Origin of the sequence: Pseudomonas sp. Irchel s3a12 (genome assembly GCF_900187485.1) — a bacterium.
GTDB lineage: Bacteria > Pseudomonadota > Gammaproteobacteria > Pseudomonadales > Pseudomonadaceae > Aquipseudomonas > Aquipseudomonas neuropathica.
Map to the genome: position 1 here is coordinate 37,882 of NZ_FYDN01000025.1, position 13,212 is coordinate 51,093.

Annotated in this window: 9 protein-coding genes; all 9 read left to right on the plus strand. The window is 62.4% G+C overall.

What is annotated here, in order from left to right; all coding sequences use genetic code 11:
- Positions 1–3 precede the first annotated feature (3 nt).
- The 9 genes from CKW14_RS28800 to CKW14_RS28840 all read left to right on the plus strand — a co-directional run bounded on the left by CKW14_RS28800 (position 4) and on the right by CKW14_RS28840 (position 12,715).
- A complete protein-coding gene (locus CKW14_RS28800; RefSeq protein WP_095126636.1) occupies positions 4–1,419 on the plus strand; it encodes a DNA polymerase Y family protein in 1,416 nt (471 codons plus the stop codon).
- Positions 1,395–4,493: an error-prone DNA polymerase gene (locus CKW14_RS28805; RefSeq protein ID WP_218233228.1), complete on the plus strand. Its 3,099-nt coding sequence runs from the start codon at positions 1,395–1,397 to the stop codon at positions 4,491–4,493. The genes CKW14_RS28800 and CKW14_RS28805 overlap by 25 nt, the downstream gene beginning before the upstream one ends.
- A 259-nt stretch (positions 4,494–4,752) precedes the next feature.
- Positions 4,753–5,439 (plus strand): CsgG/HfaB family protein, encoded by a 687-nt coding sequence (locus tag CKW14_RS28810; RefSeq protein ID WP_162483052.1) that lies wholly within the window; start codon positions 4,753–4,755, stop codon positions 5,437–5,439.
- A gap of 28 nt (positions 5,440–5,467) precedes the next feature.
- On the plus strand, positions 5,468–5,839 hold the full coding sequence (locus CKW14_RS28815) for a DUF4810 domain-containing protein (RefSeq protein ID WP_093430820.1): 372 nt from the start codon (positions 5,468–5,470) through the stop codon (positions 5,837–5,839).
- A complete protein-coding gene (locus CKW14_RS28820) occupies positions 5,836–6,495 on the plus strand; it encodes a DUF799 domain-containing protein (RefSeq protein ID WP_095047855.1) in 660 nt (219 codons plus the stop codon). Before CKW14_RS28815 ends, CKW14_RS28820 begins: the two co-directional genes overlap by 4 nt.
- A 229-nt stretch (positions 6,496–6,724) precedes the next feature.
- Entirely contained in the window at positions 6,725–7,414 is a 690-nt protein-coding gene (locus CKW14_RS28825; RefSeq protein ID WP_095047854.1) for a GntR family transcriptional regulator, read from the plus strand.
- A gap of 134 nt (positions 7,415–7,548) precedes the next feature.
- Positions 7,549–9,660, plus strand: coding sequence for a hybrid sensor histidine kinase/response regulator (locus tag CKW14_RS28830; protein ID WP_095047853.1), 2,112 nt, complete (start codon positions 7,549–7,551; stop codon positions 9,658–9,660).
- A 31-nt stretch (positions 9,661–9,691) separates the two neighbouring features.
- Entirely contained in the window at positions 9,692–12,325 is a 2,634-nt protein-coding gene (locus tag CKW14_RS28835) for an excinuclease ABC subunit UvrA (protein ID WP_095126638.1), read from the plus strand.
- A 123-nt stretch (positions 12,326–12,448) separates the two neighbouring features.
- Positions 12,449–12,715 carry a hypothetical protein gene (locus CKW14_RS28840; RefSeq protein ID WP_095047851.1) on the plus strand — a complete coding sequence of 89 codons (267 nt, stop codon included), beginning with the start codon at positions 12,449–12,451 and terminating at the stop codon, positions 12,713–12,715.
- The last annotated feature ends 497 nt before the right edge of the window (positions 12,716–13,212 follow it).

A 13,212-nucleotide genomic window follows, 5' to 3' on the forward strand; every position in this document is an offset into this window, starting at 1 on the left:
ACCATGCGCTGGGTGTGTATCCTGTTTCCGCAATTGGCCCTGGACGCCGTGCTGCGTCAGCGGCCCGATCCCGATGAACCGTTGGTGCTGCTTAACGGCCCGGCCCAGCGCCGGGTGTTGCAAGCGGTCAATCCGGCGGCGCGCAAGCTTGGTTTGCGCGCAGGCCAGTCGATGACCGCCGCCCAGGCCATGAGCAAAGGCTTTGCCACGGCTGATTACGAGGCCGCCGAGGTCGAACACTGGCAGCAGTTTCTCGCCGCGTGGGCCTACCGTTTCAGCTCGCAGGTCAGCGTGCATTACCCGCGCACCGTGGTGTTCGAGATCGAATCGAGCCTGGGTCTGTTCGGTTCGTGGGCGCAGTTCGAAGCACGACTGCGCCGGGAACTGACTGATCTGGGTTTCCGCCATCGCATCGTCGCGGCACCGAATCCCGTGGCGGCGCGGGTGCTGGCCAACGCCTATGACGGCTTGGTGGTGCCGGACGGCGAGGCCTTGCAGCATCATCTCGGTCAGTTGCCCGTCGACCGCGTCGGTCTGGAACCCGCAGTGGCCACGGCGTTATCACGTATGGGCCTGCGCAATCTCAGTCAGGTGCAGAGCCTGCCGCGTCAGGCGCTGGCCCGGCGCTTCGAAGCGCAGATGCTCAAGCATCTCGACACGCTGTTCGGCGCGCGGCCATTGGCGCTGGCGTTTTACCTGCCGCCGGATCGTTTCGACGTACGCATCGAACTGAATTTCGACGTGCAGTCCCATCAGGCACTGTTGTTCCCGTTACGCCGTTTGACCGGCGATCTGTCGGCGTTCCTCTGCGGGCGTGACAGCGGCGTGCAGCGTTTCGATCTGCACCTGGAACACGCCGGGCTGCCGGACAGCATCATCAAGGTCGGCCTGCTCAGCGCCGAACGTGATCCGGCGATGCTCTTCGAACTGGCCCGTGGCCGGCTGGAACAAATGCAAGTCGAGGCGCCCGTGCGCGGCTTTCGTCTGCGCGCCGAGGACCTGCCGAGTTTCGTGCCGCAGTTTCAGCAACTGTTCGACGACCGTCCGCAGCAGACCTTGCCGTGGGAGCAGTTGCGCGAACGCCTGCGTGCGCGCTTGGGCGATGACGCGGTGCAGGGGTTGCGTTTTCAGGCCGATCATCGTCCCGAGTGCGCGTGGCAGCACGGCGTTGATAAACAACGCTGCGCAGGCTTGCCGAACGTGCATCGTCCGGGCTGGTTGCTCGGCGAGCCACAAAGCGTGGCGGAAGGTTCGGCGCGGATTCTCATGGGCCCGGAGCGCATCGAATCCGGCTGGTGGGACGGTGACGACGTGCGCCGTGATTATTACCTGATCCAGAATCGCGCCGGACAGCAGGGCTGGGCTTATCGGGCGGTGGGTGAGGGCGGTCCGCTGTGGCTGCAAGGCTGGTTTGCATGAACGACGGTTATGCCGAACTGCACTGCCTGTCGAACTTCAGTTTTCAGCGCGGTGCGTCCAGTGCGCTGGAACTGTTCCAGCGCGCAAAAAAGCACGGCTATCAGGCACTGGCGATCACCGATGAGTGCACGCTGGCCGGAATCGTTCGGGCCTGGCAAGCGGCGAAATCGGTGGAGCTACCGCTGGTCATCGGCAGCGAAGTGCGTATCGAAAACGGCCCGAAACTGGTGCTGCTGGTGGAGAATCTGGCGGGCTATCAAGCGCTTTGCGGCCTGATCACCCGCGCCCGACGGCGCACGCAGAAAGGCCAGTATCAGGTGCTGCGCGAAGACTTCGCCGAGCCGTTGCCGGGGTTGCTGGTGTTGTGGGTGCCGGACTCGCTTGATGACGTGGAGGAGGGTCGATGGCTGCAGCAGACCTTTGGCGAACGGTTGTGGCTGGCGGTGCAATTGCATCGTGGCCAGGACGATCAGCAGCGGTTGGCGGCGATGTTGGGGCTGGCCGCCGAGTTGCAGATTCCTGCCGTGGCCAGCGGCGATGTGCACATGCATGCCCGTGGCCGGCGTGCCTTGCAGGACACCATGACTGCGATCCGTCATCACGTGCCGGTGGCCGAGGCGGGGTTACGCCTGCATCCCAATGGCGAACGGCATTTACGCAGTGTCGAAGTGTTGCGCGAGTTGTATCCGCAGGCTCTGCTGGATGAGTCGATGAGCCTGGCCCGGCGCTGCACCTTCGACCTGGGCGAGTTGCGTTATCAGTATCCGAAAGAACTGGTGCCGGAGGGGCACAGCGCCAGTTCCTGGCTACGGCATCTGACCGAAGAGGGCATCGCCTGGCGCTGGCCACAGGGGCCGCAAGGCAAAGTGCTCAAGCAGATCGACGATGAACTGAAGCTGATCGCCGAACTCGGTTACGAAAGCTACTTTCTCACCGTGCACGATGTGGTGCACTTCGCCCGCGAGCAGAAGATTCTGTGTCAGGGCCGTGGTTCGGCAGCCAACTCGGCGGTGTGTTTTGCCTTGGGCATCACCGAAATCGACCCGGATCGCACCACGCTGCTGTTCGAACGCTTCATGTCCAAGGAGCGCAACGAGCCGCCGGACATCGACGTCGATTTCGAGCACGAGCGCCGCGAAGAAGTCCTGCAATACGTGTTTCGCCGTTACGGCCGTGGTCGTGCGGCGCTGACGGCGGTGGTCAGCACCTACCACGCTGCCGGCGCAGTACGCGACGTGGCCAAGGCCTTGGGCCTGCCGCCGGATCAGATCAACGCACTGGCTGATTGCTGCGGCCACTGGAGCGATGAAACACCGCCGGTCGCGCGTTTGCTCGAAGGCGGTTTCGACCCGGACAGCCCGGTGCTGCGCCGGGTGCTGAGTCTGACCGGGCAGTTGATCGGTTTCCCCCGGCACCTGTCGCAGCATCCCGGTGGCTTTGTGATTTCCGAGCAGCCGCTGGACACGCTGGTGCCGGTGGAGAACGCCGCCATGGCCGAGCGCACGATCATTCAGTGGGACAAGGATGACCTCGATGCAGTCGGCCTGCTCAAAGTGGATATTCTCGCCCTCGGCATGCTCAGCGCGATTCGCCGCTGCTTCGACCTGCTGCGCCACCATCGCAATCTGGATCTGAGCCTGGCGACGATTCCAGCCGAAGACAAACCGACCTACGACATGATCAGCCGCGCCGACACCATCGGCGTGTTCCAGATCGAGTCGCGGGCGCAGATGTCGATGCTGCCGCGCCTGAGACCGGCGAAGTTCTACGATCTGGTGATTGAGGTGGCCATCGTCCGCCCGGGACCGATTCAGGGCGGGATGGTGCATCCGTATCTGCGTCGCCGGAACAAGGAAGAAGAGGAAACCTACCCGTCACCAGAGCTCAAGGTTGTTCTGGAAAGAACCCTCGGCGTGCCGCTGTTTCAGGAACAGGTGATGCAGATCGCCATCGTCGCCGCCGATTACAGCCCTGGCGAGGCTGATCAGTTGCGTCGCTCGATGGCTGCGTGGAAACGCCACGGCGGACTGGAACCGCACAAGGAACGCCTCGCCGCCGGCATGAAGAAGAACGGCTACACGCCGGAGTTCGCCGCGCAGATTTTCGAACAGATCAAAGGCTTCGGCAGCTACGGTTTTCCCGAGTCCCACGCCGCCAGTTTTGCCTTGCTGACTTACGCCAGTTGCTGGCTCAAGTGCCACGAACCGGCGGCGTTCGCCTGCGCGTTGATCAATAGCTGGCCAATGGGCTTCTACAGCCCGGACCAGATTCTCCAGGATGCGCGCCGGCATCAGTTGCAGATCCGCCCGGTCGACGTGCGCGCCAGTGACTGGGATTGCAGCCTGGAAACCACCACGACGGTGCAACCGGCGATTCGCATGGGTCTGCGGATGATCAAGGGCTTTCGCGAGGACGATGCCCGGCGCATCGAAGCGGCGCGCGCGCGCGGGGCATTTGCCGATGTCGCCGACCTGGGCGAGCGGGCGGCGCTCGACAGTCGGGCGCAGGCGTTGCTCGCAGATTCCGGGGCGTTGCGCGGCCTGGCCGGGCATCGGCATCGGGCGCGCTGGGAAGTCGCCGGGGTGCAGAAACAGTTGGGTCTGTTTGCCGGGTTGCCGAGTCAGGAGGAGCCGGAGGTGGTACTACCTAAACCCAGCGTTGGCGAGGATCTGCACGCCGATTACAGCACCGTCGGCACCACGTTGGGGCCGCATCCGCTGGCACTGTTGCGCGGCGAACTCAAAGCCCGGCGCTGCCGCAGTTCGCAGGAGTTGCTTGAAGTCGAACATGGCCGACCGGTGAGCATCGCCGGGCTGGTGACGGGACGGCAACGACCGGGCACCGCCAGTGGTGTGACCTTCGTCACCCTGGAAGACGAATTCGGCAACGTCAACGTGGTGGTCTGGCGTGATCTGGCCGAGCGTCAGCGGCAAGTACTGGTCGGTTCGCAATTGCTCAAGGTCGATGGCCGCTGGGAGCGCGAAGGCGAAGTGCGCCACCTGATCGCCGGCCGCCTGAGCGACCTCAGCTCGCTGCTCAATGGCATCCGCGTGCAGAGCCGCGATTTCCATTAGCGCGCCCTGATCTGATCGTTCCCACGCTCTGCGTGGTAACGCCTCCCGTGACGCTCCGCGTCACAGCGGACGCGGAGCGTCCGTGGCTGCATTCCCACGCAGAGCGTGGGAACGATCAAGTCCGGAACAGCCAATTCACTGGCGTCAAAAAAACCTGTCACGAATGATGGCACTTTGTCATAATGCCGCCCCTTTTCAGCTCCCGCTGCGCATTGTCGTGCCGGGACATCCCCGTTTTTCAAAGGAATACTCAGTGAGAATGATCTCCCGGATGCTGGTCTCAGGCGTCGCGATTGCTGTGCTTGGCACGATGGCTGGCACACTCTCAGGTTGCGCGACCGAAAGCTCGCGAGCCTTGCCGGTGGCCAAGGTTGAAAGCGCCTCCCAGGTCTGGACCGGCGTTCGCGTGCCAATGGCCGTGGGCAAGTTCGACAACCGTTCCAGCTATATGCGCGGGATTTTCTCCGACGGCGTCGATCGTCTCGGCGGTCAGGCCAAGACCATCCTGATCACCCATTTGCAGCAGACCAACCGCTTCAGCGTGCTGGATCGCGACAACATGGGTGAAATCCAGCAGGAAGCGGCGATCAAGGGCCAGGCTCAGCGTCTGAAAGGTGCTGATTACGTGGTGACCGGCGACGTCACCGAGTTCGGCCGCAAAGAGACCGGCGATCACCAGCTGTTCGGCATCCTCGGCCGTGGCAAGACTCAGGTGGCCTACGCCAAGGTCAACCTGAATATCGTCAATATCAGTACCTCCGAAGTGGTCTATTCGACCCAGGGCGCCGGCGAATACGCCTTGTCCAACCGCGAAATCATCGGTTTCGGCGGCACCGCTGCCTACGACTCCACCCTCAACGGCAAAGTACTGGATCTGGCCATGCGCGAGGCGATCAATCGTCTGGTCGATGGCATGAACGCCGGTGCCTGGAAACCGGGCAACTGATCGACGCCCATTGCAAGGAGCAACACCCATGAATCTGACTTTGTCGCGCGCGCTGATGGCGCTGACGCTGGCCGCCAGCGCCTTGTTGGCCGGTTGTGCCTCCGGCCCGCAAACCCTGTACCAGTGGGAAGGTTACGAGCCCCAGGTCTACGAATACTTCAAAGGCGAAGAGCCGAAAGAAGCCCAGGCCGAAGCGCTGGAACGTGACCTGCAGAAAATCCGCTCCACCGGCAAGGCTGTACCGCCGGGTTACCACGCGCACCTTGGCCTGCTCTATCTGAGCATGGGCAAGGACGACCAGATGGTGCAGCAGTTCAAAACCGAGAAAACCCTGTTTCCCGAGTCTGGGACATACATGGATTTCCTGCTCAAAAACGCCAAGACCGGAGACGCGAAATGATCGCGCGCACCTTGAAACTGCTGGCCGCCGGTCTGGCCCTGACCGTGCTGGGTGGCTGCGTTGCGCCCAAGACCGTGGATTACTCGGCCTACAAACAGGCGCGGCCGAAAACCATTCTGGTGCTGCCTCCGCTGAACACTTCGCCGGATGTGAAGGCGTCCTACAGCCTGTTGTCGCAGGTGACCTTCCCACTGGCCGAAGCCGGTTACTACGTGCTGCCGATTGCGCTGGTTGATGAGACGTTCCGCCAGAATGGTCTGAGCACCCCGGACGACATCCATCAGGCACCGCCAGGCAAACTGAAGGAAATCTTCGGTGCGGACGCTGCGCTGTACATCACCGTGACCGAATACGGTACGCGCTACATGGTGATCAGCAGCGAAACGGCAGTGACCGCGACGGCGAAACTGGTCGACCTGAAAAGTGGCACGACGCTGTGGACCGGTTCGGCCCGGGCGTCGAGCGAAGAGGGCGGCAATAGCAATGCCGGCGGTATCGTCGGCATGCTGATCTCGGCGGCAGTGAAGCAGATCATCAACAGCTCCACCGATGCCGGCTACCCGATTGCCGGTGTGGCGAGCAATCGTCTGCTCTCGGCCGGACACCGGGCAGGCCTGCTATACGGCCCGCGCTCGCCGAAGTACGGCACTGACTGAACCCGGTAAGATCTTTCCCACGCACTGCGTGGGAAAGATCAAATGTACGCGTGAGCCTGCTCACCGCCCCCTCCCGGCACATGTGTCCTGCTTGCAACGAGCAGGCAGGTAGCGCGACGCCGCCTCGATGGGTGATCCGCACTCAACGTGCAATCAAGACCCTGCATCTCGAAGCCGAAGGCTATATCCTGCGTGGCACTCAGTTGCTCGACGTTAAAGGAGTGCCCAAATGACCGAAAAGAAACCGGAAACCACGGTCGACCGCGTCTACCAAGGGGTTTACGAGGCGATCAGCAAGCGTTCGTTGCGCCCGGGGATGAAACTGGGTGAGGCCTCGCTGGCCGAATTATTCAATGTCAGCCGCACGTCGGTGCGCGCGGCATTGAAGCAATTGGAGGCCGATGGACTGGTCACCACCGAGCCGAATAAAGGGGCATCGGTGTCGCTGCCGAGCAATGAAGAGCTCCGCTCGCTGTTTGAAACCCGCCGGCTGATCGAGATCGGCATCGTTACCGAACTGTGCCGGCGCAAGGACAGCGCGGCGATGCAGGATTTGCGCGAACACCTGCTGCTGGAAGATGAAGCCCACGCGGCGGGAGATCACGAACGGCTGATCCATCTGCTCGGTGAGTTCCACATCAAACTGGCGTGCAGCCTGAATAACCCGGTGCTGCTCGACTGGTTCCAGAAACTGATCTCCCGCGCTTCGCTGTACGCTGCAGCGCTGGACGACGACAGCCATGAAGTCTGCCGCGACAACGAACACCTGCGCCTGATCGAATACATCGAGGCCGGCAATCAGAGCGCCGCCATCGAGCTGACCTGCACGCATCTGAACGGCATCGAGAAGGCCATTCTCGACGCCGCCGCCAAAATGAAAACCGGCTACCATCCGCTCAAGCACCTGATCGGGGTTTAGGTTCCGGGAGGGGATGAAATCGGCTATATATCATATGAAACCAATGCGACTGGAGGCGCTCGAAACAGACGGGCGTCGCGTCGTTATGGCGTCGCGATTTATCGGGCAATCACCACAGGACACTGAGTCAGTCGATGCAGTTTTTATCCGATAGCCATGGTTGTGACGGCTGGAAAGGCGAAATGGCCGGGCGCATCAGTGCGTTCGACTGGAGCCATACTGAACTCGGTCCGCTGAACAGCTGGCCGGCCAGCCTGTGCAGCGCGGTGCAACTGATGCTGGCGTCGCCGCTGCCGATGGTCATGCTCTGGGGCTATGCCGGGTACATGATCTACAACGATGCCTATTCGAAATTTGCCGGTGGTCGGCACCCGTATCTACTCGGTGCGCCGGTGGAGCTGGGCTGGCCGGAAGTCGCCGATTTCAACCGGAATGTGGTCGATACCTGCCTGGCCGGCGGCACCTTGTCGTTTCGCAATAAAGAGTTGGTGCTGTTGCGCGATGGCGTCCCCGAAGACGTCTGGATGGACCTGTATTACAGCCCGGTGGCCAATGATGACGGCAAGCCGGCCGGAGTGATGGCGATGGTGGTGGAAACCACCGAGTTCATGCACTCCGAACGCCGGCGGCAGGAAGCCGAAAGTGCTTACCGCGCCGACAACGAGCGGGTGCGTCTGGCGTTGAATGCCGGGGCCTTGCTCGGCTCGTTTGTCTGGGACGTGAAAAACAACACGTTGTCGGCAGACGAGCGATTCGCCCGCACGTTCTCCTATCCGCCGGATCAGGATCTTAGCGACCTCCCGCAGGACATCGCCGAGTCGCGCATTCATCCCGATGACGCCGCCTGGGTGCAGGAGCGGGTCGTCCATTCCGTGCAGACCGGTGAACCGTATAACGCCGAATATCGCGTGCGGCGCAGTGACGGCAGTTATTCCTGGGTGTTGGCCAGTGGCGCCTGTGAGTTCGACGAACACGGTGCGCCGTTGCGCTTCCCCGGCGTCCTGATCGACATTCATGAACGCAAGATTGCCGAAGAATCCCTGCTCAAATTTACCCGCAACCTCGAACAGCGCGTAGGCGAAGAAGTCGAGGCGCGGCTGGCGGCTGAAGAGCAGTTGCGCCAGTCACAGAAGCTCGAAGCGATTGGTGGTCTGACCGGCGGCGTCGCCCACGATTTCAATAATCTGTTGCAAGTGATCGCCGGCAATCTGCATCTGCTCGCGCGCCATGAACCGAACAATGCCAACGTGCAGCGCCGCGTCAGCGCCTCGCTGGCAGCGGTCGAACGCGGTGCCAAGCTGTCCTCGCAATTGCTTGCGTTCGCCCGGCGCCAGCCTTTGTCGCCGGCGGTGTGCAACCCGCAGCAGATTTTCGAAGGTGTCGGCGAATTGCTGCAGCGAGCGCTGGGTGAAACCATTCAGATCGACGTGCAACTGCCGCAAAAGCCGTGGCACATCAACGTCGACCGCAACCAGTTGGAAAACGCCATTCTCAACCTGGCGATCAATGCTCGCGATGCGATGAAGGGCGAGGGCACCATTGCGCTCAGCGCTGCTAACGTGCGGCTCGAACGCGAGTTCTGTGCCGGTAAAGGCATCGTTCCCGGTGAGTTTGTCCGCGTCGCGGTCAGTGACTCCGGCGCCGGCATCCCGCCAGAGATTGTCGAGCAAGTGTTTGAGCCGTTCTTCACCACCAAGGCTGACGGTCAGGGCACCGGGCTGGGCTTGAGCATGGTGTTTGGCTTCGTCAAACAGAGCGGCGGGCATGTCGAGATCACCAGCACCCTCGGCGAGGGCACGCGGGTGCAGTTGTACTTCCCGCGCAGTCTGCGGCCGATCCTTGATGAGGCGCCCAGCCTGCAAAGGCAGCAGAGCGGCGGCCACGAAACGATTCTGGTGGTCGAGGACAATGACGCCGTGCGCGCTTCGGCGGTCGAATTGTTGCGCGAGGAGGGTTATCGCGTGCTGACCGCCGGTCATGGCGATGCGGCCATGCAAATGCTCCTCGAAGGTGTCGAGGTGGACCTGATCTTCACTGACGTGGTCATGCCGGGGCTGATCAAAAGCTCCGACCTGTTCGCTTGGGCCAAGGTGCAGACACCTCCGGTGGCCGTGCTGTTCACCTCTGGGCACACCCGCGACATCATTTCACGCAATCACCAGTTAAGCCCTGACACGCACTTGCTTGGCAAACCGTACAGCCCGGAAGCCATGTTGCAGATGATTCGGGTGGTGCTCGGTAGCTGAACGTAGAACATTCCTTCACCAAGGCAGGTCGATGACTTCCAAACGCACCTCCAAAGCGCCCACCGGCATGGTCCGGGTACGTGGCGCCCGTGAACACAACCTGAAGAACGTTGATGTCGACATTCCCCGCGATGCGCTGGTGGTGTTCACCGGGGTGTCCGGGTCTGGCAAGTCGTCACTGGCGTTCTCGACCTTGTATGCCGAGGCCCAGCGCCGATACTTTGAGTCGGTGGCGCCGTACGCGCGACGGCTGATCGATCAGGTCGGCGTGCCGGATGTCGACTCCATTGAAGGCCTGCCGCCGGCCGTGGCCCTGCAACAGCAACGCGGCACGCCGAGTACGCGCTCGTCAGTGGGCAGCGTGACCACGCTGTCGAGCCTGATCCGCATGCTCTATTCGCGCGCCGGCAGTTATCCGCCGGGGCAACCGATGTTGTATGCCGAGGACTTCTCGCCGAACACCCCGCAAGGCGCGTGCCCCGAATGCCATGGCCTCGGCCGGGTGTACGAGGTCACCGAAGCGCTGATGGTGCCGGACCCGAACCTGACCATCCGCCAGCGCGCGGTGGCGTCCTGGCCGCTGGCGTGGCAGGGACAGAACCTGCGCGACATCCTTGTGACCATGGGCATCGATGTCGACATTCCATGGAAGAAGCTGCCGAAAAAACAGCGCGACTGGATTCTCTTCACCGAAGAAACCCCGACCGTGCCGGTGTACGCCGGGCTGACCCCGGAAGAAACCCGCGTGGCCCTCAAACGCAAGATGGAGCCGAGTTACCAGGGCACCTTCACCGGCGCCCGGCGCTACATTCTGCACACGTTTACTCACTCGCAAAGTGCGCTGATGAAGAAGCGCGTTTCGCAGTTCATGCTCGGCAGCCCTTGCCCGTTATGCGATGGCAAACGCCTGAAACGTGAGGCGTTGTCGGTGACGTTTGCCGGGTATGACATCGGCGAGCTGTCGCAGATGCCGTTGCTGCAAGTGGCCGAGGTGCTGCGGCCGGTGGCGGCGGCCAGCTACCTCGAACACGCTGAAGAAACCGGCGAGACCTTAAGTCACGCGCAAACCCGCGAGGCGCGCCAGCAGCGCGTGGCCCACGGTGCCAGCGGCCACGGCAGCGCGCCAGACGTGCGCCACACGCCAAACCTGTCGCTGGAGAAGCGCCTGGCGGCGCAGCGCATTGCCGAGGATCTGCTGGAGCGGGTCAGCACCCTGACCGATCTGGGCCTCGGTTATCTGGCGCTGGAGCGCAGCACCCCGACGCTGTCGTCCGGTGAGTTGCAGCGCTTGCGCTTGGCGACGCAACTGGGTTCGCAATTGTTCGGGGTGATCTACGTGCTCGACGAACCCTCCGCCGGTTTGCACCCGGCCGATGGCGAGGCGTTGTTCGAGGCGTTGCAGCGCTTGAAGGCGGACGGCAACACGCTGTTTGTGGTCGAGCACGACGTGGAAACCATGCGCCGCGCCGACTGGCTGATCGACGTCGGCCCGGCGGCGGGCGAGCAGGGTGGGCAGGTGCTGTACAGCGGCCCGCCGGCAGGTCTGGCCGAGATCGAGCAATCGCAGACTCGCGCCTACCTGTTTGCCGAAGCGCAGCGCCAGGCACGCACCGCGCGCAAACCGACGGCGTGGCTGAAGCTCGACGGGATCACCCGCAATAACCTGAATAATCTCAGTGCTGAATTTCCGCTGGGCTGCTTTACCTCGGTGACCGGCGTGTCTGGCTCGGGCAAATCGAGTCTGGTCAGTCAGGCCTTGCTGGAACTGGTCGGCGCGCAGTTGGGGCGGCCGACGGTGGACAGCGAGCCTGAAGAACTCAGCCTCGAAGACGCCGCGCCGCAGGTCAGCAGCGGCCAGGTGACGTCGGGGCTGGAGTCGATCAAGCGACTGGTGCAGGTCGACCAGAAACCCATCGGCCGCACGCCACGCTCCAATCTGGCCACTTACACAGGGCTGTTCGACAACGTGCGCAAGCTCTACGCCGCGACCGACGCGGCACGGGCTGCCGGCTACGACGCCGGACAGTTTTCCTTCAACGTCGCCAAAGGCCGTTGCGCCACCTGCGAGGGTGAAGGCTTTGTCAGTGTCGAGTTGTTATTCATGCCCAGTGTTTATGCGCCGTGCCCGACCTGCCATGGCGCGCGCTACAACCCGCAGACCCTGGCGATTCTCTGGGAGGGTTTGAGCATTGCGCAGGTGCTGCAATTGACCGTCGAGGAAGCGGTGACGGTGTTTGCCGAGCAAGCGGGGATTCGCCGGTCACTCGAAGTGCTGCGCGATATTGGCCTGGGTTATCTGCGCCTGGGGCAACCGGCCACGGAGTTGTCCGGTGGCGAAGCGCAGCGGATCAAACTGGCCACCGAATTGCAACGCAACCAGCGCGGCGCGACCTTGTACGTGCTGGACGAACCGACCACCGGGCTGCATCCGCGTGATGTCGATCGGTTGCTGGAGCAGTTGGATACGCTGGTGACGGCTGGGCACACGGTGATTGTCGTTGAGCACGAAATGCGCGTGGTCGCGCAGAGTGACTGGGTGATCGACATCGGGCCGGGCGCGGGGGATCAGGGCGGTCGAATCGTGGTGGCGGGTACACCGCAGAAGGTTGCGGCGAGCAAGAAGAGCAAAACCGCGCCGTTTCTGGCTCGGGCCTTGAGCCGGTAATTGCGGCGTTCCGATTGGCACCATCAAGCGGGCGGCGAAGTTTTGAACGTTGGCGCGGGCCAGGCTTCGAATCTTTAACACCCGGCGGATGTGTGTCGGGCGTGTTTGACCAACGAGGTGGCCATGAACGAGCAAACGAAGCAGCAGAGCCAATCTGGCGAGCCGATTAACCGCAATGATCCAGCGATTGACCCGCAGGTGCCGGGGCAACCGTCGCCGACACAGCAGCAGGGCGAGGATGGTCAGGCGCAGAGCGCAGACCCGGCAGTGGATCAGAAGAACAAGCACACGGACAACGACAACGAGTTCAGCCCGGGTTTCAAACCGCAGCCGGATCGGGCGAAGCCGGGGGAGGAGACGGATGCTGATATTGATACGGATGGCGGTTGATGTTCGGTGGATATGACAAGGCCGCATCTTAGGATGCGGCCTTTTTTCGCTTGGATGTGGTGGTGTTGCTGACATCGATCCCCCTCACCCCAGCCCTCTCCCCCAGGGGGGAGAGGGGGAAGGGAGCCGATCTCGGTGCCTTTCAAAAGCCAGGTTCAACTCTAGATTTCAGATCGGTGTGACTCGAACATTCAACACGATCGGCTCCGTCTCGCTCTCCGGAAAGGCGAAGGGAAAGGGAGCCGATCGGGGGCAGTTCAAAATCGGAGTTGCACTCCAGTACCTGAGTTCGAAGCCGAAGTTTCAGGTCGGCGTAACTCGAACATTCACCTCGGCCGGCTCCCTCTCCCTCCGGGAGAGGGCTGGGGAGTGATCTGGTCAAACGATACTGGACACGGTTATAGGGTTTTACCCTTTTTCATGCCGCCAGGGCCTCCATGTCCACCGGAGTTCGGTAGCCATTGTGACTGTGCAGCCTGATCCGATTGTAATAATGG

What these genes read in the sequence shown, in the direction of transcription:
- CKW14_RS28800 (WP_095126636.1), top strand. Translation starts at nt 4, where the DNA reads ATGCGCTGGGTGTGTATCCTGTTTCCGCAATTGGCCCTGGACGCCGTG.
- CKW14_RS28815 (WP_093430820.1), top strand. Translation starts at nt 5,468, where the DNA reads ATGAATCTGACTTTGTCGCGCGCGCTGATGGCGCTGACGCTGGCCGCC.
- CKW14_RS28820 (WP_095047855.1), top strand. Translation starts at nt 5,836, where the DNA reads ATGATCGCGCGCACCTTGAAACTGCTGGCCGCCGGTCTGGCCCTGACC.
- CKW14_RS28810 (WP_162483052.1), top strand. Translation starts at nt 4,753, where the DNA reads ATGATCTCCCGGATGCTGGTCTCAGGCGTCGCGATTGCTGTGCTTGGC.
- CKW14_RS28840 (WP_095047851.1), top strand. Translation starts at nt 12,449, where the DNA reads ATGAACGAGCAAACGAAGCAGCAGAGCCAATCTGGCGAGCCGATTAAC.
- CKW14_RS28835 (WP_095126638.1), top strand. Translation starts at nt 9,692, where the DNA reads ATGACTTCCAAACGCACCTCCAAAGCGCCCACCGGCATGGTCCGGGTA.
- CKW14_RS28825 (WP_095047854.1), top strand. Translation starts at nt 6,725, where the DNA reads ATGACCGAAAAGAAACCGGAAACCACGGTCGACCGCGTCTACCAAGGG.
- CKW14_RS28830 (WP_095047853.1), top strand. Translation starts at nt 7,549, where the DNA reads ATGCAGTTTTTATCCGATAGCCATGGTTGTGACGGCTGGAAAGGCGAA.